The 24,115-nt window shown below is 33.1% G+C and carries 23 protein-coding genes; 14 read left to right on the top strand and 9 right to left on the bottom strand.

Going from position 1 to position 24,115, the window contains the following annotated elements:
• Positions 1-228: 228 nt before the first annotated feature.
• A complete protein-coding gene (locus tag DK441_RS09130; protein WP_109098434.1) occupies positions 229-1,128 on the bottom strand; it encodes a hypothetical protein in 900 nt (299 codons plus the stop codon).
• Between the two features lie 171 nt (positions 1,129-1,299).
• On the opposite strand from DK441_RS09130, the gene DK441_RS09135 reads away from it, so the two are divergent.
• The 4 genes from DK441_RS09135 (at position 1,300) to DK441_RS09150 (ending at position 4,974) form a co-directional block, all read left to right on the top strand.
• Positions 1,300-2,154 (top strand): carbonic anhydrase, encoded by an 855-nt coding sequence (locus DK441_RS09135; RefSeq protein ID WP_109098435.1) that lies wholly within the window; start codon positions 1,300-1,302, stop codon positions 2,152-2,154.
• Between the two features lie 150 nt (positions 2,155-2,304).
• Complete coding sequence (locus DK441_RS09140) at positions 2,305-2,991, top strand: Crp/Fnr family transcriptional regulator (protein WP_109098436.1); 687 nt, start codon at positions 2,305-2,307, stop codon at positions 2,989-2,991.
• 177 nt (positions 2,992-3,168) lie between these two features.
• Positions 3,169-4,026 (top strand): carbonic anhydrase, encoded by an 858-nt coding sequence (locus DK441_RS09145; protein ID WP_109098437.1) that lies wholly within the window; start codon positions 3,169-3,171, stop codon positions 4,024-4,026.
• 249 nt (positions 4,027-4,275) lie between these two features.
• Positions 4,276-4,974, top strand: a complete 699-nt coding sequence (locus DK441_RS09150; protein WP_109098438.1) for a Crp/Fnr family transcriptional regulator — start codon at positions 4,276-4,278, stop codon at positions 4,972-4,974.
• 18 nt (positions 4,975-4,992) lie between these two features.
• On the opposite strand, the gene DK441_RS09155 is transcribed toward DK441_RS09150, so the two are convergent.
• The 4 genes from DK441_RS09155 to DK441_RS09170 all read right to left on the bottom strand — a co-directional run bounded on the left by DK441_RS09155 (position 4,993) and on the right by DK441_RS09170 (position 9,108).
• On the bottom strand, positions 4,993-6,234 hold the full coding sequence (locus DK441_RS09155) for a sodium:proton antiporter (RefSeq protein WP_109098439.1): 1,242 nt from the start codon (positions 6,232-6,234) through the stop codon (positions 4,993-4,995).
• A gap of 58 nt (positions 6,235-6,292) precedes the next feature.
• Positions 6,293-6,676 carry a hypothetical protein gene (locus DK441_RS09160; RefSeq protein ID WP_109098440.1) on the bottom strand — a complete coding sequence of 128 codons (384 nt, stop codon included), beginning with the start codon at positions 6,674-6,676 and terminating at the stop codon, positions 6,293-6,295.
• Between the two features lie 5 nt (positions 6,677-6,681).
• Entirely contained in the window at positions 6,682-7,428 is a 747-nt protein-coding gene (locus tag DK441_RS09165; RefSeq protein WP_109098441.1) for a hypothetical protein, read from the bottom strand.
• A gap of 69 nt (positions 7,429-7,497) precedes the next feature.
• The gene (locus tag DK441_RS09170; protein ID WP_109098442.1) at positions 7,498-9,108 is read right to left on the bottom strand and encodes a glutamate synthase-related protein; all 1,611 of its coding nucleotides are present in this window, start codon (positions 9,106-9,108) and stop codon (positions 7,498-7,500) included.
• 664 nt (positions 9,109-9,772) lie between these two features.
• Here DK441_RS09170 and DK441_RS09175 point away from each other — a divergent pair.
• From DK441_RS09175 to DK441_RS09190, 4 genes are all read left to right on the top strand, one after another.
• Complete coding sequence (locus tag DK441_RS09175) at positions 9,773-11,065, top strand: DUF5690 family protein (RefSeq protein ID WP_109098443.1); 1,293 nt, start codon at positions 9,773-9,775, stop codon at positions 11,063-11,065.
• Positions 11,049-12,206, top strand: a complete 1,158-nt coding sequence (locus tag DK441_RS09180) for a TIGR03364 family FAD-dependent oxidoreductase (RefSeq protein ID WP_109098444.1) — start codon at positions 11,049-11,051, stop codon at positions 12,204-12,206. The genes DK441_RS09175 and DK441_RS09180 overlap by 17 nt, the downstream gene beginning before the upstream one ends.
• A 2-nt stretch (positions 12,207-12,208) precedes the next feature.
• A complete protein-coding gene (locus DK441_RS09185; RefSeq protein WP_109098445.1) occupies positions 12,209-12,895 on the top strand; it encodes an HAD hydrolase-like protein in 687 nt (228 codons plus the stop codon).
• A 221-nt stretch (positions 12,896-13,116) separates the two neighbouring features.
• Positions 13,117-14,940 carry a hemopexin repeat-containing protein gene (locus DK441_RS09190; RefSeq protein WP_109098446.1) on the top strand — a complete coding sequence of 608 codons (1,824 nt, stop codon included), beginning with the start codon at positions 13,117-13,119 and terminating at the stop codon, positions 14,938-14,940.
• A gap of 41 nt (positions 14,941-14,981) precedes the next feature.
• Here DK441_RS09190 and DK441_RS09195 read toward each other — a convergent pair whose 3' ends face one another.
• The gene (locus DK441_RS09195; RefSeq protein WP_025667154.1) at positions 14,982-15,560 is read right to left on the bottom strand and encodes an XRE family transcriptional regulator; all 579 of its coding nucleotides are present in this window, start codon (positions 15,558-15,560) and stop codon (positions 14,982-14,984) included.
• A gap of 353 nt (positions 15,561-15,913) precedes the next feature.
• On the opposite strand from DK441_RS09195, the gene DK441_RS09200 reads away from it, so the two are divergent.
• Together DK441_RS09200 and hppD are read left to right on the top strand one after the other, a co-directional pair.
• On the top strand, positions 15,914-17,074 hold the full coding sequence (locus tag DK441_RS09200) for a homogentisate 1,2-dioxygenase (protein ID WP_109098447.1): 1,161 nt from the start codon (positions 15,914-15,916) through the stop codon (positions 17,072-17,074).
• A 25-nt stretch (positions 17,075-17,099) separates the two neighbouring features.
• The gene (gene hppD, locus DK441_RS09205) at positions 17,100-18,257 is read left to right on the top strand and encodes a 4-hydroxyphenylpyruvate dioxygenase (RefSeq protein ID WP_109098448.1); all 1,158 of its coding nucleotides are present in this window, start codon (positions 17,100-17,102) and stop codon (positions 18,255-18,257) included.
• Between the two features lie 61 nt (positions 18,258-18,318).
• Here the strand turns inward: hppD and DK441_RS09210 are convergent, their stop codons facing one another.
• Entirely contained in the window at positions 18,319-18,549 is a 231-nt protein-coding gene (locus tag DK441_RS09210) for a ferredoxin (protein ID WP_109098449.1), read from the bottom strand.
• The gene (locus tag DK441_RS09215; RefSeq protein ID WP_109098450.1) at positions 18,549-19,790 is read right to left on the bottom strand and encodes a peptidase U32 family protein; all 1,242 of its coding nucleotides are present in this window, start codon (positions 19,788-19,790) and stop codon (positions 18,549-18,551) included. Before DK441_RS09215 ends, DK441_RS09210 begins: the two co-directional genes overlap by 1 nt.
• A 296-nt stretch (positions 19,791-20,086) precedes the next feature.
• On the opposite strand from DK441_RS09215, the gene DK441_RS09220 reads away from it, so the two are divergent.
• Complete coding sequence (locus DK441_RS09220; protein ID WP_109098451.1) at positions 20,087-20,740, top strand: OmpW family protein; 654 nt, start codon at positions 20,087-20,089, stop codon at positions 20,738-20,740.
• Positions 20,741-20,830: 90 nt separating this feature from the next.
• Here the strand turns inward: DK441_RS09220 and DK441_RS09225 are convergent, their stop codons facing one another.
• Positions 20,831-21,163, bottom strand: a complete 333-nt coding sequence (locus DK441_RS09225) for a single-stranded DNA-binding protein (protein WP_025667148.1) — start codon at positions 21,161-21,163, stop codon at positions 20,831-20,833.
• A gap of 350 nt (positions 21,164-21,513) precedes the next feature.
• On the opposite strand from DK441_RS09225, the gene DK441_RS09230 reads away from it, so the two are divergent.
• The 3 genes from DK441_RS09230 to DK441_RS27150 all read left to right on the top strand — a co-directional run bounded on the left by DK441_RS09230 (position 21,514) and on the right by DK441_RS27150 (position 24,114).
• Positions 21,514-22,650, top strand: a complete 1,137-nt coding sequence (locus tag DK441_RS09230; protein WP_109098452.1) for an ankyrin repeat domain-containing protein — start codon at positions 21,514-21,516, stop codon at positions 22,648-22,650.
• A 114-nt stretch (positions 22,651-22,764) separates the two neighbouring features.
• Complete coding sequence (locus DK441_RS09235) at positions 22,765-23,901, top strand: AraC family transcriptional regulator (protein WP_109098453.1); 1,137 nt, start codon at positions 22,765-22,767, stop codon at positions 23,899-23,901.
• A gap of 87 nt (positions 23,902-23,988) precedes the next feature.
• The gene (locus DK441_RS27150; protein ID WP_255412299.1) at positions 23,989-24,114 is read left to right on the top strand and encodes a hypothetical protein; all 126 of its coding nucleotides are present in this window, start codon (positions 23,989-23,991) and stop codon (positions 24,112-24,114) included.
• Position 24,115 lies beyond the last annotated feature (1 nt).

Consider the following 24,115-nt stretch of genomic DNA (forward strand, 5'->3'; position numbering starts at 1 on the left):
TTGATGATTGATCATATTATGAAGAAAGAAGGTTAGTATGAAATTCATTTCCCATTTCAAAGTGCTCAATCCTATAGCCTAACAAAAATTGTAGCTCAATTCATTAAAAATTAAAGTAAGGAGAAAGAGTATGACGTATTATATAAAGATAATTAACTGAACTTATTCTAATATAACCCTCGGGGTTTATCCCGAGGGTTATTTATGAAGTTATAATGGTGAAATGAATTATACAGTCTGAGGGGTTTTTCTAAAAGAAAGTTTCTTTAGATAACTTAAATTAGGACGATCTGCAATCATCACAAACAAGGGAATTAAACCATGAGGCAGTCTAATCAACATTTCCCAGGTCCATTGACTAAATGAGTTCCATAAAAAAGCAATGTGAAAATGACCTACTAGCCGGGCTATAGCGGTCAGCCCTCCCCATACAAAGGCATATACTAAAGCAGCATAAGATATTCTGGGAATAAAAATAGCAATAGCTACTACAAAATCAAGGATGCCTGCAATTTTTAGCATGGCATGTGCACTAGGTTCGCTAATAGGTAAGGTGTTAAGTGTCATGTCGATAAAACTACCTGGTCTGGGATAATATCCGATAGCATACAAACCATGACAACTAAATGTAAGTGCAATAGCAATAAGAGCAATTAAGCGTATCTTTTTAAACTCGATAGAAGTAAATAATACCATATAAAGAAGTACCGGAGTCATAAATTGAATTGTATATTCAAAAAATTGCCCTACATGTAAAAACTTCTCTTTACAATACAAAAGCGCTAAAATAAAAAGGCCAATACTTCCACCAATTAGAAAGAATTTACCTGTTTTTTTCATGTTGGGTTTTATCATTAAAGTAATGATAGCACAAATGAGATAAAAGATGCCTATTACTTTTATAGAAAAAGAAATAGAATTAGCAGCAGATAGGCTGGTCACGTAATTATTCCAGGGGGTACCAAAAATATTTTCAATACTACTTTTTAGAATACTTTCGTCCCATAAAAAAGTTCTGTAAGGGGCATCCCATACAATGTGTTGATAGGCTCTACCCAAAAAAATAAGAAAAGTAGAGAGCTTTAAAATAGTAATTAATCTATGTCGTGGGTTAGAGGATTGTGTCATAAGTTTTGTGTGATAGTTAATACTTTAAAAATATCGATTTATTCCGGTTTAAACCATTCAATAGTCAATAAATTAATTGATAAATATCATATTCTTGATTGATGGATTTTGCACAAAAAATAATAACAAGCCCATATTTTTGAACACATAAAATTATAAACTCAACACATTATGAAATCAAATTTTTTTAAGTATTTATTTACTTTGGCTTTAATTTATGGATTAGCTTCTTGTGAGAATGAAAAGACAGATATTCAGGATCAAAATGTTAATCAGGATATTAATAAAAATGACGAGACAAATCTAGGGAACATCTTTTTTGGGCGAAAAAGTTCATCAGACTGTCATTTTGAGTACGAAGGACCAGAAGGGCCAGCATTCTGGGCTGATCTTTGCGGCGAAGATTGGAAAGATTGTGCTGGTAATGCACAGTCTCCCATCGATATTATAACCGATGATGCAGATGACGCAGATAATATTAATAATATCAATACCAACTATACTACAAGTACTACGACTATTGTTAATAATGGTCATACTTTACGTTTTGATTATACTCCTGGTAGTTCGGCTTCATTAAACAATATTGATTACGATCTTTTACAGTTTCACTTTCATACTGGTAGTGAGCATACTATAAATGGAAATAGATATCCTATGGAGATGCATTTGGTACACAGAAACCCAACTACGGGTTTACTGGCAGTAGTCGGTATTTTCTTTACCGAAGGAGCAGAAAACGAAGTGCTGTCTCAATTTATGGATAATCTCCCCGAGCATAAAGATCAATATTACATAAGTAATGAGGAGTATCATATAGCCGATATGCTTCCTGATACTATGGATTTTTATACCTATAGCGGTTCTTTAACAACTCCTGCATGTTCAGAAATTGTTACCTGGTATGTGGTTAAACAACCTATTCAGGCATCGTATACGCAGTTAGAACAATTTAAGCATATCATGCACGAAAATTTCAGACCAATTCAAGCATTGAATGGAAGGATTGTTAATACTAATAATTAGAATTTAGGGATACCATTTTTGATAGTTGTAAAAGGAGGAATTGCCATTTGGTAGTACCTCCTTTTTTCTTTAAGGATAAAAAAATAAAAATAAAAGTAGGGTATTTTAAGCTTGACTTGTTTTAGACAAACAAAACTCAACTTAAATATTATGATCAATACTCTTTTTTCTCATGAACGATATTCTTTTATGAGTTCTGATATTTTTGAAATGATCCCGGATGATGTTTCTTCTTTTATAGAAGAAAATATAATTCCTATACGACTAAAAAAAGGACAAGTCTTGTTTTATGAGGGTACTATCCCTAGTGGGGTATATATATTAAAAAAAGGAAAAATAAAGAAATATGCTACAGGATTAAATGGTAAAGAACATATTTTTTACCTAATTAGGGAAAACGGAATTCTTGGTCATCATAATTTGCTTTGTAAAGAGAAATATTCTCATTCTGCAGCTTGTCTTACCGATTGCTTATTTCATTTAATACCCAAAGAAATTTTCTTCTCAATAATCGAAAATAATCAAGAAATACTTCATAGTCTTTTAAAAAATATTAGCCATGAGTTTGGAGTGTTTATTAATAACTCTAAAATTCTGGCTCAGCATAGTGTTAGAGAACGAACTGCTCTATCGATACTAAGATTAGACGAATTCTTTGAAGAGAAAGGTTGTTTCAATTTATCAAGAAAGGATCATAGCAATTTAGTAGGCACCTCAATTGAATCTTTGATAAGGGTACTACATGATTTTAAAAAAGAACAAATTATAGAAATTGAAAAAAACACGATTATTATTAAGGATACAAAAAAAATAATTACAGCAGCTAATTTTAGGTAAGCAATTAATTTGAGATGAGATGTTTTTTTAATGTATAAGTTGCATTGTGTTTATAACTAATTGATTTATATCAAACCAATAGTTGATATAAATCAATTCTTGATTTGACGAATATTGACTTTTAATTCTAGGCATCTAATACTTTTGGCAGAATAGTAAACACAAATTCAACTTATTATGAAATCAATTTTTTTTAAGTATTTATTTACTTTGGTTTTAATCTATGGATTAGCGTCCTGTGAGAATGAAAAAACAGATATTCTGGATCAAAATGTTAATCAGGATATTCATAAAAATGACGAGACAAATTTAGGGAACATCTTTTTTGGTCGAAAAAGTTCATCAGATTGTCATTTTGAGTACGAAGGACAAGAAGGTCCAGCATTCTGGGCTGATCTTTGCGGCGAAGATTGGAAAGATTGCGCTGGTAATGCACAGTCTCCAATTGATATTGTAACAGATGATGCAGATGATGTGGATGATATTAATAATATCAATACCAATTATACTACAAGTACTACAACTATTGTTAATAATGGTCATACTTTACGTTTTGATTATACTCCTGGTAGTTCGGCTTCATTAAACAATATTGATTACGATCTTTTACAGTTCCACTTTCATACAGGTAGTGAGCATACTGTAGATGGAAATAGATATCCTATGGAGATGCATTTGGTACACAGAAACCCAACTACGGGTTTGTTGGCAGTAGTCGGTATTTTCTTTATCGAAGGAGCAGAAAATGAACTTTTGTCTCAGTTTATGGATAATCTTCCGGAAGATGAGGATGAATATTACACAAGTAATGAGGAGTATCATATAGTCGATATACTTCCTGATACTATGGATTTTTACACCTATAGTGGTTCTTTAACAACTCCTGCCTGTTCAGAAATTGTTACCTGGTATGTGGTTAAACAACCTATCCAGGCATCACATGCACAGTTAGAGCAATTTGAGCATATCATGCATGAAAATTTCAGACCAGTTCAAGCATTGAATGGAAGAATAGTTCGTTCTAATGATGATTAAAGGTTAAGTTTCCCCATCACTAACCTAAATTGAGAGAAGAGGTTGTCTTTAGAAATAAGGGGAGCCTTTTCTTTATGGTTAAGATAATGTATACCATTACATTGATCTCTCTTTCTGCTATTAAGACACAATATAAAGTAGTCTTGCTTTTGCAATAAAATCATGCTTTTTACGTTAAATTAACATAAAAAATGTTAATTTTTGAATCAAATCCCATTTTAAATAAGATTCACTAAATAATTATACCCTATGATTAGTGCTCTTTTCCCCAATAAGCAATATTCATTTATACAAGAATCGTTTTTACAATGTATTCCAGATGATGTATTAGAAATAATTGAAGAAAAAAAAACTGTTCTTAAGCTTAAAAAAGGTCAGGTATTGTTTCATGAAGGATCAATACCGACTGTGGTATATATATTAAAGCAAGGAAAAGTAAAAAAATATGCTACTGGGTTAAATGGAAAAGAGCATATTTTTCATTTGGTAGGAGAAAATAGAATTCTTGGCCATCATAATATATTATGTAATGAAACCTATTCTCATTCTGCTGCTTGTTTAACAGAATGTATATTTTATTTAATTCCTAAACACATTTTCTTTTCGATCATAGAAAATAATCGAGACATGTTAAATCGTTTATTACAAAATATTAGTCATGAGTTTGGGGTATTTTTAAATAATTCTAAGATTCTGGCTCAGCATAGTGTTAGAGAACGAACTGCTCTGTCTATCATAAAACTGGAAGAATTCTTTAATGAAGAATCAATTATGAATGTTGGAGTTAAATTATCAAGGAAAGACCACAGTAATATAGTGGGAACATCGATTGAGTCTTTAGTTCGAGTATTGCATGATTTTAAGGAGGAGAGAATTATTGAGATCCGAGAAAATATAATCATGATTAAAGATATGGAAAAGCTAATAAGTATAACTAACCTTGTATAACGGTGATTTTATGGTTGGTTAATCGTATAGTTTCTTTACTAATTTCCCTATACTTAACCCTTGAACGATTATAGAAAATAATACAACCACATATGTTATATATAGAATTATTTCTGAAGAAGGATTATCGTCTAAACTTAATGCCAATGCGATAGAAATCCCGCCTCTTAATCCTCCCCAGGTTAATATAGTCACCGTTTTTATTGGGTTATTTTCTGAATGTTTCAACAAAGAATAAGGAATAAATACAGAAATGAATCGCGAAATCAATACAATCAGGATAGCTATACTTCCCAGGATTAAATGATCCAGATTAAATTTTAATAAATGAATGGCTAATCCGATAAGTACAAATAAAATACCATTAAAAACATCATCAAGTACTTCCCAAATGTCATTAAGCATTTTTCTGGTTGCCCCTTTATTTGTAGCAATATTTAATTTATTTCCAATGATCATTCCTGCAACTACCATAGCTAGTGGGCCAGAAACATGGATAAGAGATGCAAATGCATAACCACCCATTACAATTGCCAGGCTAATCATTACCGCCAATTGAGGATTGTCTTTTACAGATTTGATAGATTGATATCCAATAAAACCAAGAAGTCCTCCATATAATATTCCGCCAATAGCTTCTTCAAGAAAAAGTTTGCCTATTTCAGAGGTTATAGAACCTTCTATCGGGTGCTCTCCCATCCCTGCAAGAATCAATATAGCAGAGAAAACTACAACTCCGATACCATCATTAAAAAGGGATTCTCCTTCAATTTTGATACCCAGATTTTTAGCGATATTGGCCTTTTTAAGAATCGCCATTACGGCAATTGGATCTGTTGGAGAAATCAACGAGCCAAATAATAGGGCATGCAGAAAAGGAAGTTCAAGACCAATTAGTTGTGTAGCTCCAAAAGTTAATCCACCTACAATAATAGTAGAAATTAGTACGCCGAGTGTTGCAAATAAAAGGATCGGCCATTTTTCTTTTGCTAATTCGTCAATGTTTACATGCAATGCTCCTGCAAAAAGAAGAAAACTTAAGATCCCATCTAATAGTAAAGATCTGAAATTAGAATTAGTAACAATATCACAAAAAAACTGATAGAATTCTGGGATGATACTTTTGCTAATGGTTATGATTAAGATTGTAGCCAAACTCATCAGCATCAACCCAATAGTAGTAGGTAGTTTAAGCCACTTATAGTTCATAAAGTTGAAGAAAGCAGCAATAGCAAAAATGATGCTGAAAGATTGTAACATGTTTTCTAAAGTTTTATATTAATATATTTCTGAAGTCATGATCGATTATTTTTTGGTGTTAACATTTGTTATTAAATTGGTCTTGCCTGATTTTTACGGCTCTAAATGAATATACGATTAGTGCAATCAGACCTAATAAAGCACTGATAATGCCTGCTATAGTAATGTATATGGCAGAGTCAAAACTGGTTTCTACACTTCTATATACCCCAGAAACTAATGCAGAAATAACAAAACTGGCCACTGCGACATACAAGAAAACCATAGCATTGTTTAATAACTTAAGCTGTTTAAGTTTACGTGTAATGAGGACTTCTTTGAGTGTTACTTCTACAATTAAGGTTTTAATCTCGGTACTTAGATTAACTAATAGATTAGAAGTAGATAATATCAAAAGCCCAATACCAGGTATTATAGTTGCCGGGATATACCAATGTTCCATAGTGTTTAATTTTTATATGCCGTAAATGCTTCTTCAAAAAAGGCAATAATTGTAGTTTTATCTACTTCAGAAATGGGTAAAACAGCACCTTTAAATCCTTCATTATACCATTTTCCTGTTGTTAACGGTTTGAAATCAGAAGTGTTTAGACCATCATGGCCTTGATATCCACTGATGTAGAAATAATAATCATTACACATTGTATCAGGAATGGCAAGTCCCAGACCTATGGCGAGGCCAGATTCGTCTTCTAAAGAAGCAAAAGCACCTGTGTCAAAGTGGTGAGGCCATATTCTAATTTCAGAACTTAATTGATTGTTTTGTAAAAATTCTTGGATAGCAGATTTGGATAATTTTCTAAATGCTACCAGTTCTCGTAATCTACTTAGATCTTTCAGTGTGTAGATGTAGTCATCTGTTATCGTATAAGGCAACTCATAATGCAGAGCATAGGTGTAAGGCGTATTGATATCACTATCTTTTGCCATACGTCTTATCCATTGTAAAACTTCTGCATGCGAAGTACCGTTTAATTGCAATGTCTTTATTGTATTATGACTAGTCCACTCTAATGCGAAAAGATGGTAATTAAGAGACAGTAAGTCTCCAGATGAATTAAGAGGTCTGGTGTATAAAGTTCCTTTTTCTATAGAAAACCCCAGATTAGTGTGGCTATCATCACTTTTCTTTTCTAGAAAGCTAATTCCTGCAGCTGCCAGGTATTGCGCTGCTAAATGCATTTGAGTAGTCATATTTTGTTGATTTATTAGTTAGTCTTCGTTAGAAAAATTTATTTTTTACTGTTTTAAACTAGGTTCTTATTACATAACACCAGCATAATTAATACCTGTTAATCTGTGCATGTCGTGATCAAAAGTTGAAAGGTCATCATGATTAAATTTTGAAATATTATCATATCCACAAGCTCTTGCAATAACCTTGATAAGATCATTGGTCGCATCAAAATAATTATGTAGTTGTTTGGCAGAAGATTCTATAATCATTCTGCTTCTTAAAGATTCTTTTTGTGTTGCAATCCCTACAGGGCAATTATTACTTCCGCAAGCACGCATCCCCAGGCACCCAATTGCCTGTAAAGCAGAGTTAGATACGGCAACAGCATCTGCTCCCAGCATCATTGCTTTTGCAAAATCTTCGGCAATACGAAGTCCTCCGGTAATAATTAGTGTTACGTCGTTTGCGCCTACTTTATCAAGATATTTTCGTGCTCTTGCGAGTGCAGGTATGGTAGGAACATTAATATTATCACGCAAAATAGTAGGAGCAGAACCTGTTCCTCCACCACGACCATCCAGAATGATGTAATCTACGCCTACATCTAGAGCAAACTGTATGTCTTTTTCGATATGACTGGCAGCAATCTTAAAACCAATGGGGATACCACCGGTTCGTTCACGTACCTGATCTGCAAAAGCTTTGAAATCTTGTACACCATGAAAATCCGGAAAGGTAGCTGGTGAAATTGCGGTCTGTCCTTCCTGTAATCCTCTAACTTCTGCAATCTCTTTACTTACTTTACTCCCGGGAAGATGTCCTCCTGTTCCTGTTTTGGCACCTTGCCCTCCTTTAAAATGAAAAGCCTGTACTTTATCTAATTTATCCCACGAAAATCCGAATTGTGCCGAGGCTAATTCATAAAAATATTTGGTGTTATTTTCCTGTTCTTGTGGTAGCATACCACCTTCTCCCGAGCAGATACCGGTCCCTACCATTTCTGCTCCGCGTGACAATGCTATTTTTGCTTCTCTAGAAAGTGCCCCAAAACTCATATCACTTACAAATAAAGGAATATCAATAGATAAAGGTTTTTGGGCATTGGGGCCAATAATTACTTTGGTAGCTACTTCTTCATGGTCTAATAAAGGTCGGTTGGCTAGCTGAGCCGGTAGAAATTGGATATCATTCCATTTTGGTAACGTATTTCGATCTACTCCCATTGATGCAGAGAATCCATGATGTCCCAGATTTTTTAAACCGTTTTTAGCTAATTCTTTAATATAACCTGTATAGGGTTCGGTTTCTTCAGGATGAGTATCTGCATAAGCACCGAGATATTCTTCACGGTTAAATGGTTGTGGGTGATCTGCGATATAAGAGTTGATTTCAACTTCATCTACATAGAGGTTGTCTCCTTCTGTTTTTGTGCTAAATTTATGTAAAACCTCGCTGTTGTTATACTCAGAAACACCAGTATCATAGCGATAATCCCAACCATGTACTCCGCAGATAAGATTATGTCCATCGATGTGGCCATCTGCCATAAGCGCTCCTCTGTGTAAACACCTTCCGTATAATACAGAAATTTCATCATCATATTTTACAATGACCAAATCTAATCCATTTATCAAGGCGTGTACAGGTTCTTTATTTTCTAAATTACCAAGTTGTGCTATTAAGACAGGTTGCTTCATCTATTTTTTTATTAGGTTAGGTAGAATTTATTTTGATCTTGATCAGAATAAATATTGTATTTGGTCTCAAAACTTTAGCAAGACTTTCATCTGTTCATAAAATTTGTTTTTATTCTTCAGATAAAACTGACTAATAATCACTTCGTTATAGGTGTTGTTGTTTGCAAAAAAAACAAACTCTAGTATAAAGGCAAATAGGCTTTGATTTATACTATTATACCTTGTGTAGGTAATGCAATAGAGTATTCTACTAGTTTATTAAATAGATTAATTTCTTTAGAAAACTAATGTTAGCACATATATTCAAGAGAATAAGTTATTAGTTAGTAGTATTAAAAATACTCAATTCTAACCATACTATCTATCAATTAATTTTTAAAAAATACTTTAAATTGATTTTTTATTTATTGATTATCAATGGTGTAAGTTGTGTGGAGAATGAGAAAAAATAGGTTTCTGTATTGTATAGTGATTCGTTTAGAATGATTTCAACCTCCTTTTCAAGATTAAGAATTCGTTATTAATGGTCTTTATTTTGGAAATGTTTTTAATCTGAATTTTACAATTAATCAAAACTATGGTAAATATTTCTTAAACTCCATAATTTTACAAATAGTAAAATATTTTTCATTTTTGAAGCTTAATATTTACTAATTGTAAAAATTTGAAAGAAACTAAATTATCTAATCTAAAATTTATCTTACATGCTTGTATTGCTTCTTTCGGAGCATATTTTTGTATGTATGCATTTAGAAAGCCATTTAGTGTTGCGACTTTTGAGGGTTTTTCTGTTTTCAATATAGATTACAAAATCATATTGATTATTGCTCAAGTGCTTGGATATACTTTATCAAAGTTTTTTGGGATTAAAATAATTTCAGAATTAAAAAGAGGAAAGCGTATATTTTATCTAATTGGGTTAATTCTTTTTGCAGAATTAGCATTACTACTTTTTGCGATCCTTCCTGGACCATACAATGCGGTTTCTTTATTTTTTAATGGCTTACCACTAGGAATGATATGGGGTATTGTGTTCTCGTATTTAGAAGGACGAAAGTTTACAGAAATACTTGGAGTAGCTCTATGCTCAAGTTTTATTGTATCTAGCGGAATTGTAAAATCTATTGGCTTATATCTTATGAATACCTGGGAGATATCTCAGTTTTGGATGCCCGCAACCACAGGGGCATTATTCATAATCCCATTAGTGTTTTTTGCATGGTTGTTAGAAAAGCTACCGGGTACTACTGAAGAAGATAAGAAAATGCGCTCTGCTCGTATGCCAATGTCTTCAATAGATAGAAAAAATCTGTTATACTCCTTTCTTGTACCTATTATAGGAATTGTAGTGTTTTATACGATTTTAACTGCATTTAGAGATTTTAGAGATAATTTTGCTCGAGAACTTTGGGATAGTATCGGTTATCAGGGGGATATATCGGTATATACCACTTCAGAAACTATCATTGCTGTAGTGGTCTTATTACTCTTAGGAAGTACATTCTATATCAAAAACAATGCAAAAGCTTTGTATATCTATCATCTTTTGATTTTAACAGGTATCCTGTGTATTGGAGTTTCTACGCTACTATTTCAGTTAGAAATATTAAACCCTTTTATCTGGATGGTGATTTGTGGTTTTGGACTCTACATTTGTTATGTTCCTTTTAATTGCCTGTTTTTTGATCGATTTATAGCTGCATTTAAGGTAAAAGGTAATGCGGGGTTCTTAATCTATATAGCAGATTCTTTTGGGTATTTAGGCAGCATATCTGCTTTGCTATATAAAAATTTTGGACAAGCAAATTTAACATGGCTAGACTTTTTTATTTATGGGGCATATGGTGTAACAGTATTAGGAGTATTCTGCATACTGGGGTCTTTGCTTTATTTTAAAAATGCATATCAAACTCGATTAAAAACAATACAAACAGAATTACATTATGAAAAAATATGACCTCATTATTGTAGGAGGTGGAGTGCTAGGTACGTTTCATGCATATCATGCACTGCAAAATGGATTACAGGTAGCCTTACTAGAAAAAAATAGAAGACCACAAGGAGCTACGACTCAAAATTTTGGACAAGTAGTTCCATCTGGGATGAATACCAAATGGCAAACCTATGGTAGGGAAAGTTTAAAAATTTATAAAGAGATTCAGCAACAATTTGATATTACTCTTCGAGAAAATGGATCAGTATATCTGGCTTCAAATCACGAAGAAGTAGAGCTTATCGAAGAACTTCATCAAATTAACAAGAACAACCAATACACCTCAGTAGTATTAACAAAGGAAGAATGCTTGAAAAAATATCCGGGATTGCGATCGGATTATATAGAAGCAGGATTATTCTTCCCAGAGGAAGTTACTGTAGAATCCAGAGAAATGATTCATCGATTGCAGGATTTTATGGTGAAACATATGAATCTGACCTATTTTACTAATCAAAATGTAATCTCTTGTGAGGAAGTAAATACAACAGTAAAAGTTACCTCTTCTTCTGAAGAAGTTTTTGAAGCCGAAAAAGTGATCATCTGTAATGGAAACGAGTTTAAAAACCTATACCCAAAGCTTTTCAGTGAAAGTGATCTCGAAGTAACAAAATTACAAATGCTTCAAACTAAACCTCAATCGGGATATCAATTGCCAGGAAATATTCTAACAGGATGGTCAATACGGCGTTATGAAGCATTTACCGAGTGTGCTTCCTTTTCAGGGATTAAATCACAGGAAGATCCAGATTCACTTCAGAAAAAATGGGGAGTACATATTTTGTTTAAACAGGCGCCAGACGGATCTGTAATTGTTGGAGATTCTCATGAATATGCCGATGCAAAACATATAGAAGATTTGGGATATGATTTAGATATGAATATAGATGATTTTATGATTTCTGAGGCACAAAAAATCATTGATTTACCAACTTATGATATTCAAAATCGATGGTATGGGATGTATTCTCAGTGTAAAACGAAGGACGTGTTTCAGGAAACGATAGGTAGTAATATCCATATCATAACCGGGATTGGAGGAAAAGGAATGACAGGAAGTGCTGGCTTTGCAAAAGAGAATATTACAAGAATTTTTAATATATAAGTATGAATAAAAAAATTGAACTGGCTGTTTTTGATATGGCAGGAACCACAGTAAATGAAGATAATATTGTCTATAAAACCGTACAACAAGTCATTAATGACGAGGGGTATAACATTAGTCTAGATGATGTACTTGAATATGGAGCAGGTAAAGAAAAACATCAGGCGATACAGGATATTTTAACTAGTGTGACTTCTTGTGAAGAAGTAAAAAGTACTGCAAAAAGAGCATTTTCTAATTTCAAGCCTATTTTAAAAAAACTATATACAGCGTTAGACGTTGTAGCTTTCGAAAGGGTCGAAGAGTTATTTGATGTGTTGAAAAATAATAAAATAAATGTAGTACTTAATACAGGGTACGATGCAAAGACAGCAAATCAGCTTATTACAAAATTAGGTTGGAAAAAAGGAGAACATTTTGATGCGTTACTCACAGCAGATGACGTAACTAATGGCCGACCACATAAAGAAATGATTTGTAAGGCAATGCAAATGTTTGATATTACAGATGCTTCTAAAGTATTAAAAGCAGGAGATTCTGCAATAGATATCGAAGAAGGTAAAAATGCGGATTGTGGAATTACCGTTGGCGTTTTAACCGGAGCACAAAATAGAGAACAACTAGAAAAAGCGAAACCAGATTTTATTGTAAATGAGTTAATAGAGTTGATCAATATTATATTTTATTAGATCAACGTTTTAATTGTTTGTTTCTGAAAACCGCCTTTTGGCGGTTTTTTAATGTTTATTAAGAAGTATAAAAGTTAACTAATAGTAAAATTTGCTTTATGAAAATAAATGCTCTGTATTAATTTAATTATCAAATGATTAAATGATTATTTGAATGATTTTTAATTTTAGTATTTGTATAATTTTGATTCAAAATATTACTAATATTAAAAAATCAACTTATGAAAACAAAGCTCTTTTTAAAACTTACTTTTCTTGTTTTTCTGGTATTTATAACAGGATGTGAAGAAAATCTACCGACCGACCCTAACAATACATCAAAACAAACATCGATGCCCAAAAAAGTATTACTGGTGGGGATCGATGGATTACAATTTGAAAGGATTGCTGCCCTCAATACCCCAAACCTGGATAAACTACATATTTCGAAAGCCTATACTGGTGGGATCAAAGGAAATTTAAGCCATCAAGCAACATCAAGCGGCCCGGGATGGACATCAATTTTAACCGGAGTCTGGAAAGATAAACACGGTGTACCTAATAATAGTTCGGGAACATACAAATCTAAAGTCAAAAGCATATACAGACTTATCAAAGAAAATAAAAACAATACATCTATAGCAAGTATTGCAACCTGGAGCCCAATTCACGAATTCTTACAGAATGATATGTCTTTGGTTGATTATCGAAATGAGGGAGGTAGTGATGCTAATTCAACTAATCTGGGAGTACATCAAATATCAAATAGTAATCATGATTTGATATTTATTCATTTAGATAATGTCGATATTGTAGGGCATGCATCTGGGTTTGGTAGTGCATATGACAATGCAATTATCACTGCCGATCAGCAATTGGGGCAACTAATGGATGCTATTACAAAACGCTTAGCAACCAAGAACGAAGATTGGTTGATTATGGTTACTACAGATCACGGCAGAAATTCAAACGGAGGATATAGTCACGGAGGAACTACAGAATCCGAAAAAACAATATTTATAGGAATGAACAAACCCGGAAACCAGGAATTCAAATCTAAAATATCAAATCTTCCAAATACCGATTTTAATGGCTTGTATGGATATCCTGCACAGACATCTATTGTACCTACGATTTTAAGACATATGGAAATCAATATTGAAACCAATTGGCAACTAAGTTCAACTCCATTAATAGGTGCCGATGGACCAAGAAAGTTGCTGTTTGTTAATAACAATCAAAATGAATTATTCTGGGTATCGAATAGTGGAAGTAATGCAGAGATCTACAAAAACAATCAATTAGTTACTACAGTGCCTGCTTCTCAAGGGAGTTATCTAGACACAGCAACAAATGATGGGAAAACAACATACACTATTAGAATCGAAGAATCTACTGCATCGATAGAATCAAGGAATCAGAATTTAAAAATTATAGCATGTTTAGATTGGAATGATATGCTAAACAACAGAGCATATTTCTTTAGAAATGATGGGCAATATATACGTTATAATAAGCTAAAAGATGAAACAGATTCGGGATATCCAAAAGAGATAAATAATAGCTCGTGGCCTGGATTAGGAGCCTACAAAGAATTGATTACAGCAACATTTAAATGGAATAATCATAAAGGATATTTCTTTTTATCAGACGGAAGATACTTGAGATATGATATGAACGCAGATAAAGTAGATAATGGATATCCAGCTTTGATTAATAATAACAACTGGCCTGGTCTTGAAGGTTTGGGAGATAAGATTGTTGGAGCCGTAAACTGGAATAATGATAAAGCTTATTTCTTCTTAAATGATGGGACTTATACTCGCTATAGCATTACGAATGACAGTGCAGACCCTGGCTACCCCAGATCTATAAATAATGGCAACTGGCCTGGATTAGGAAATTATGCCACTTCTATCTCATCGGTTGTAGATTGGAATACGAAGTACGTATATTTCTTTTTAACAGATAATACATATATAAAATATGATAAGCAAAAAGATGCTGTGGTTTCTGGGTATCCAAAAAATGTGGATGATACTACATGGCCAGGAATTTTAGACTAAAAAAAGACAAACTAAATAAAAGGCTGCCTTTGGTGGCCTTTTTAATTTCCTTTATCTAAAAAGAAATATAAAACAATCATTTTAGAAGATGTTTCTCCACGATTTACAGGCACATGAGGAATCCGTCCATCAAAGAAAATCGAATCCCCCTCTTTCAAAAGAACTTCTTCGTCTCCAATAATATAATGGCATTCTCCGGTTAGAATATATTTAAATTCATAAGCATCAGTTTCTACTTTATTACGTTCAGAACCTGGTTGCACTTCTAAAAAGACAGCTTCAAAACCAATAGAAGAAAGCTGTTTGCCAAAAATGTATTTGTAGCTAAATCCAATAGCATCATCCTCTTTTTCGATAACACTGTACTCAGAAGCTCTGGTGACTAAAAATGTAAAATTAGTCTGACTAGGCATCCCATTAAAAAAAGCAGGAATCTCTATATCGAGCGCATTGATAATATTTAATAAAACCGGTAAAGAAGGTATAGTTCTTCCGTTTTCAATTCGGGAAATAAGCCCATTACTAACTCCAGCTTTAGTGGCAATGTCATTAATGGTTTTTTTATCACTTTTACGGATTTCTTTTAAACGCTTACCAATACCTATTAAATAATCTTCCATTTGTTTGTAAATAGTAAATAATAGTACAACAATATTCTTAAAAGTAAAGACAAAGAAAATGTTTCTGATCGTAAGATCAGGGAAATAATAGGTATTATTTAACAAAATTATGCTTTTCGAAATACTACATATAGTGTTTTTTGGATTTGCTATGTATTTTACCAGAAGAAATGTGTTGTAATATGACATTTGTCATGTTTTTTCTAAAACGCAATACTTTTATTAGCGTTGTGAATTCTCAATGGATATACATACTCATCTATTTGCACTTTCTCATTAAGAGAAACCCTGAATAAGGTTTGCCTAACCTTACGCCTATTTATTTCATATTAATCATTTTAACATTACAATTTATGCCTAGATATCATTCATTGGGAGAGATTCCTCATAAAAGACATATCACTTTTAACAACCCTAAAGGTGGGTTGTATCAAGAAGAATTATTTGGAACAGCGGGTTTTGCAGGAATGTCATCACTTATCTATCATCTGTACCCTCCTACAGTAGTTTCAGAAATTAAAAGAGGTAAAGACATCACTCCAAAAATAGCGATCGATAAAAATATGAAAGCGATGAGTTTTCAGGGGTTTTCACTTCCTAACGGAGAAGAGTTTCTGGAAAGCAGAAAAATACTATTTACTAATAATGATCTAAAGATCGGTTTGGCTGCTCCCATAACATTTTCGCAAGATTATTTTTATAGAAATAGTGATGCAGACGAAATGCTGTTTATTCATGTAGGTTCGGGGACATTAAAAACAATGTATGGGAATATTCCTTTTAAATATGGAGATTATTTAATCATACCAAGAGGAACAACATATCAGATAGATTTTGATACCGAAACCAATAGAATATTATTTATCGAATCATCAAGTGCAATAGAATCACCTAAACGTTATAGAAATAATTACGGACAGTTTTTAGAACATTCTCCGTTTTGTGAACGTGATTTTAGATTACCACAAAATTTAGAAACGCATGATGAACAGGGAGAGTTTAAAATCATTTCTAAAAAACAAGATGTACTTTGGGAGTATACCTATGCCAATCATCCTTTTGATGTAATTGGTTGGGATGGTTTTAATTATCCATTTGCGTTTTCAATTTTTGATTTCGAACCTATAACAGGGCGTATACATCTACCACCACCAATACATCAGCAATGGGAAGCCGCAGGATTTGTGGTCTGCTCTTTTGTACCGCGATTATACGACTACCACCCTAAAGCAGTTCCTGCACCATATCATCATAGTAATATTGATTCTGAAGAACTACTGTATTATGTAGATGGTGATTTTATGAGTAGAAATAATATCCAAAAAGGACAAATTACACTACATCCAGGAGGTATTCCTCACGGGCCTCACCCAGGAGCAATAGAACGAAGTGTTGGTAAAAAATCGACAGAAGAACTCGCAGTTATGATAGACCCTTTTAATCCTATTATGATTACAGAAGAAGCAATGAATTTACAAGTAGATGATTATTATAAATCCTGGAAAACCGAATAGGTTTTTCACTTAAAAACTTAAAGACATGCCAGATTTAAAAAATATAGAAAACTATAAATACAGCTTAGAGAAAATATTTCCTGAAGCCGAAGATTTTTTACCACTTTTAGGAACAGACTACGTAGAATACTATGTAGGAAACGCAAAACAGGCAGCTCATTTTTATAAGACAGCACTTGGATTTCAATCCTTGGCTTATGCCGGTTTAGAGACAGGTCTAAAAGACAGAACATCCTATGTTGTGGTACAAGATAAAATACGTTTGGTTTTTACCACACCAATGCCAGGGGGAGAAAGTAAAGAACTATATGATCATATTCAAAAACATGGTGATGGAGTTAAAGTTATTGCACTATGGGTCGAAGATGCTCGTAAATCCTGGGAAGAAACTACAAAAAGAGGAGCAAAATCTTATTTTGAGCCAAGAGTAGAAAAAGATGAAGATGGAGAAGTAGTGCGATCAGGAATACATACTTATGGAGATACAGTACATGTTTTTGTTGAACGTAAAAACTACAACGGAACATTTCTTCCAAAGTTCGAAAAATGGGAATCTCACTATAATCCAACAAGTTGCGGGTTAAAATATATTGATCATATGGTAGGTAATGTAGATTGGGGTCAAATGAATGTTTGGGCAAAATTCTATAACGAAGTGATGGGGTTTGCAAACCTGATTACCTTTGATGATAAAGATATTTCTACAGAGTATACGGCTTTAATGAGTAAAGTAATGACCAATGGAAATGGTAGAATTAAGTTTCCGATAAATGAACCCGCCGAAGGTAAAAAGAAATCCCAAATTGAAGAATATATAGATTTTTATGGCGGAGCAGGATGTCAGCATATCGCTGTTGCTACAGATGATATTGTATTTACGGTTAGTGAAATGAAAAAACGAGGAGTAGAGTTTTTATATGTACCAGGAACGTATTATGATACCGTTGGTGATCGTGTAGGAGAAATAGCAGAAGATATGAAACTCCTCAAAAAGCATGGGATTATGGTGGATAGAGATGATGAAGGGTATTTGCTTCAGATTTTTACTAAACCATTGACTGATAGACCCACATTGTTTTTTGAAATTATTCAACGCAAAGGGGCGCAATCTTTTGGGAAAGGAAATTTTAAAGCTCTATTTGAATCTATAGAAGCAGAACAGGCAAGACGAGGAACATTATAGCAATGTACTAATAGAATAACTGCCCTTTAAAGAAACGTTACTTCATTAAAGATAGGAGGGGTTATACCATCTTTGTCGTAATAATCTTTACTGGGCAGGCTTTTTGAGCCTGTACACAATCATCATAAATAGTATTGTCGGGAGATTTTAGGGTGTGGAACCCTTTTTTATCTATAGCATGTAGTAGTACTGTTTTTCCATCCTTTTTAGACATTTGAAATTGCGTGGGAGCCATTTCTACACAATAATTACAACCAATACATTTTTCGCGTTGCAGAGTTACTACTACCATTATTCCTGAACGATTTTATAAAGTTTATCAGATGGGCGTATTCTAAAATTGGTAGGGATAGTACACGAATCTCCTTTTTGTGCAATATCTAATCGCTCATCGTTTACCATCATCTCTTTGAGTTCAAACTCTTCTACTCCTGTTGTAGGACCTGTAATTAAAATGGTATCACCTAGTTTAATATCATAAGCTTCAATTTTAAACTCTGCGATGCTGGGTTTAGGGAAAAAATGAACACCTTTGCCAATATATACTTTCTTTTGTGTGGCTTTGGATCCAGAAACATCACTCCATTCTCCTAATTTTTGCCCTAAGTAATACCCGCTCCAAAAGCCTCTGTTATACACTTTTTCTAATTCTTTCATCCAATGATCAACTTTGGTTTTAGTAAAGTCTTCATTAGCACAGGCATCTATGGCTTCGCGATAGGTCTTAATTACTTTGGCTACATATTCGGGGGCTCGCCCACGACCTTCAATCTTTAATACTTTGGCCCCGGTGTCTATAACCTGATCTAAGAAATCTAAGGTGCATAAGTCTTTCGGAGACATGATATACTCATTATCCAATTCCATTTCAAAACCAGTTTCCTGGTCAACAACACTGTATTTTTTTCTACAATTTTGTTTACAGGCACCACGGTTGGCAGAGGAGTTATGCGAATGCAAGCTCAGGTAGCACTTACCAGACACCGCCATGCAAAGCGCTCCATGGCCAAAAATTTCAATCTCAACCAATCTCCCCGAAGGGCCTTTAATTTGTTCTTTCTCTATCTGATCACAAATTTTCTTTACCTGTCGTAAACTTAATTCACGACTCATTACCATAGTGTCTGCAAAAAGAGAATAGAACTTTACCGTTTCAATATTGGTGATATTGATTTGAGTAGAAATATGAACTTCCATATCGATCTGTCTGGCATAGGCTATGACGGCCTGGTCCATCGCAATTACAGCAGTTAGATTTGCTGCTTTGGCAGCATCTAATAACGTTTTTATAATCGATAAATCGTGATCATAGATTATAGTATTCAGTGTAAGGTATGTACGTACATTTTTTTCGATACAGCGACGCGCTATTTCAGGTAAATCGGCAATCGTAAAATTTATACTGGCTCTGGCCCGCATATTTAGTTGATCTACTCCAAAATAAACAGAATCTGCTCCATTATCAATGGCAGCTTGTAGAGATTCAAAATTACCAGCCGGTGCCATTAATTCCATTGTTCCTGTTGGGGTCATATTTTGTTCATTAATTCAAGTACAAAAGTACATTATTTTTCACCTTTTTTGACGTGAAAATTGATGTGCTAAGTGTACTTATTTTCAAAACGCAAATGTATGTTATTTGCTGAATAAAAATGATATTTAAAATCATTCTTTTTTATTCTTTTTGTTAGAGGTAATATGTTGATTTATAGGTGTGTAAAAACAACGGTTTTTGAAGCCAGGAAAGCCTGATTCGAGGAATGATAAAAGTCATATTTAGGCCTTTTTCTTGTCGATATTTTTGTTACATAATTCAAAATTCTTTCAAGATGAAAAATGTAATAATTACTGTATTGGTTGTACTGTTAGGAGTGACTAATTTTGCGTATGCACAAGAAAAATCAAATGACAATACTGATTTTAGCAAATGGCAAATCAGATTAAGAGGAATCGTTGTATCACCAGATGAAAATGCTACAATAGAAACTATAGGAGGAGATGTGGATATTTCTACAGCTGTTGTTCCAGAATTAGATATCACTTATTTCTTTACCGAAAACTGGTCTGCAGAGTTAATTTTAGCAACTACAAAACATGATGTAAAAGCTGTAGGTACTGCTGCAGGAAACATAGATTTAGGTGATGTGTGGTTATTACCACCTACTTTACTAGGACAATACCATTTTACTGGAGGTAAATTTGTTCCTTATATTGGTGCTGGTGTTAATCTAACCCTTTTTTATGGAGTAGACGAAGGACCGGTGGCCGATGATATAGATTATGATACTGCTGTAGGTTTTGCTTTTCAAGGTGGTTTTGATTTTATGTTAAACGACAAATGGTTTATAAATGTAGATGTCAAAAAAGTATTTTTAAGTACAGACGCTACGGTTAACGCAACAACCGCTTTGGGAGCTACTGTAGGTGCAGATGTAGATATTAATCCATGGATATTTGGAGCAGGAGTAGGTATCAAATTATAAATATAGGTTATATACTGTAAAAACCGCTTAACAGAAATGTTAAGCGGTTTTTTGATTGGCTATAATAATACTCAAATAAATAAATTGTTTTTATTTTCCTAACATTAATAACTCATTACAAACTACCTCTGTGATATATCGTTTTTGGCCTTCGTTATCTTCATAACTTCGAGAGGTAAGTTTGCCCTGTATAGCGACCTCTTGTCCTTTGTTTACATATTTATCTACGATATCGGCAATTTTACCCCATGCAATGATATTATGCCATTGGGTATCTGTGATTTTATCGCCTTGTTTGTTATAATAGTGATCATTTGTTGCAATAGAGAATTTAACCAGTTTTTTACCGGATTCCAGATTTACAGTTTCTGGTTCTTGTCCTAAGTTTCCAATCAACTGTACTTTGTTTTTTAGCGTGTTCATAATTTTAATTTTTTCGTGTTAAACAGTTAATACCTTGTCTTAAAATTCGTTTTAAGAGCTTTTTAATCTTAATCAAATCAGAGAATAACTTTTATAGTTTAAAAAAAGCTGACTTCAATTCGACACCGCAAACTTAGGATGAGACCATAGCTATATTCGGTTAGGAAGTGTTTATTTTCGCTTGTAACCGTTTGTAGTCGTTTAAAAATGATTAATAGTGCTGATTATCAGGACATATTAGGAATTCGAATAAGTAATGTTTTTTTTGCGAAAAAGTCTATTTTAGTACGATAATATAAATAGACACTATAGATACGTTTATTTGCTTGTTGTATATAATAAAGAAAAATATGGGGATTTTTAAAAAGCTATTTGGAGGAAGTGAGAAAAACGATCCTAAAAAAAAAGAAATCAAGAAAAGTGAATACAATTTACAATGGATCACTCCAGAGCAAAACCCTTGGGGTCTGAAAATTTTGGATTTACGACCAATTTCTCAAAATATGCTTTCTACTTCAAAGGATCAGAGAATGGCGACCAATGCTATTTCATACAACCAAGAAGATGGAACAACTTTTAAAGATTATTTCCCTAAATCAAGCAAGAGTTTTTCTAGTAATTTAAGTATCCCAATTGACGGGAAACTTGAAGAGGGAGTTTTGTTTAACCCATCAACAATGGAACACAAATGGGCTATTTATTTTATGAATGATCGTTTGATATTTATTAGAAGTTGGTTAAGGGAAGCTTTTGTAGTTGCAAAAACCATCCAAGAGAAAAACCAATTAAGAATAACTGAAATAACAGGAGAATTCACAGACGATGAATCTCGAGAAATGACCGAATCTATCCTAATGTTTCTATTATTTAGTCATTCTTTAAATGAAACTATACCTGCTCCTATTCCAAATGATTTATTTGAAAATACAGATCAAGCTGGAATGTGGGCTTTTTCAACTTATGGAAATATGGCTCATTTAGGATATTTTGAAAATAATTTCAAGTATGAGACTGATTTGAAACTAAGATCCCATTCATTATTGCATATTGCAATTGCTAGGGGTGAGATGGATAAAATCAATGATGAGTTAAATAAAGGTACTAATATAAATTGTTTGGCAGGAGATGGACTTTCAACTTTGCAATGGGCAATGACAGCCGACCCAAACATTTTGAATTTATTGCTCGAAAATGGAGCTGATCCAAACTCTAGATCAACGGAAGGAGCAACACCAATAATGAATGCTGTACAATCTGACAAAATTGAACATTTAAACTTATTAATTAAAAATAATGCTGATGTCAATGCTAAAGATGACAGAGGTTTTACCGCATTACATAGAGCTTCAGAAATGGGACGTGATGAAATGGTTCGGATGTTATTAGCAAATGGCGCTGATAAAAATGTAGAAGCGGAAAATCATACACCGTTATCATTAGCTGTAGCGATGAAAAATGAAGAGATTATAAAACTACTGGGAAATTAAAGAATCTATAACAATTTGTATAATGCATATGCACCTTTCGGGATACAAACACACCATACAAGAGACGTTGTAAAACACTAAATGAATCCTCGAATCTTAAAATAAAACTTACCATTGATATTAATAGCCCTTCTTAATATTGCGATATTCCAAGGAGTTGTCTTGGGAATAATTATTTTAAAATCTCCTATATTCAAAAGCAAGGCGAATAAATATTTAGCCTATGCCTTTTTTTCAATTTCAATTTCTCTACTAAATTTCGTTCTTGATGATATTGGAGTATATACTAATATTCCGTTGCTAAGCTTTATCGACACCATAGATTCGGGGTTTCTTTTCCCTGTTTTTATTTTTTTATATGTTGCGCATCAAATTGATCGTCCGATTAAAAAATCCAGAAAAATAATATGGTTATTTATACCCTACTTGTATTCTACAATTTTAGATGTTTTTGAGGATCTTACTATAATTACTGATCTTGATACTCCTTATAATTTCGTTCTACTTTTCCTAAATCTCATACAAATTCTAATAATACTTTTTTTCATACCGGGCATTTTAATCTATGCCTTTGTCCTTATCTGTTATTCGAAGAATACTCAGGAAAGAAGATGGCTTACTCATTTATGGTTGTTAACTGTACTATTATTTGGATCTTGGATTTTGACTATACTTTCTGGTATTTTTTTAGAGTATGATATTACACCTATCATGAAAATTCTTACTGTGGTTGTTGCATTCTTAATACATTGGGTGAGCTATTTTGGAATTTTTAAATTTAGACTGGCAAAAGATCAGGAAGAAATTAGAGCCTTAATACACAAACGAAAAAACGATAGTACTGCAGATGTTGTTGCCAATGTTAAACTATCTGAAGTACATAATGCAAAAAAAACAGAATCTTTTACTAAAGAACACTCCTATTTCAAAAAGCTAGAAGACCTTTGTACAAATCATCACATTTATAGAGACAGTACATTAGACAGGGATAAAGTAGCAGAAATGCTAGGCATTAGTACTGGCTATGTTTCTCAGCTTGTAAATACAGCTACAGGAGATAATTTTACTACTTACATTAATCACTATCGTGTTGAGGCGGTCAAAGACTTAATTCTCAATTCAGAATTCGATAACTATAGTCTTTTGGCAATAGGACTAGAATGTGGTTTTTCTTCAAAGTCAACTTTTCATAATGCTTTCAAAAAAATAGCAGGCACTACACCAAATGCTTATCGAAAGAAGTATAAATAAGTACGAATTTGTTCAAATTTAAGGTTTCGATACCTTAAATATGCTTAGTACATATACGTTTGCCATCAAAATAAATTAAATACTAAAATGAATTTAAAACAATATCTAATTATTGCAATTAGTCTTTTATGTGTGGCAGCTATACAAGCTCAGGTTACAGAAAAGTATATGGCAAAAAAACTAGTATTAACTACTTTATTTAGTTTTAAGTAAC

This window comes from Aquimarina sp. AU58 (genome assembly GCF_900312745.1).
Classification (GTDB): domain Bacteria; phylum Bacteroidota; class Bacteroidia; order Flavobacteriales; family Flavobacteriaceae; genus Aquimarina; species Aquimarina spinulae.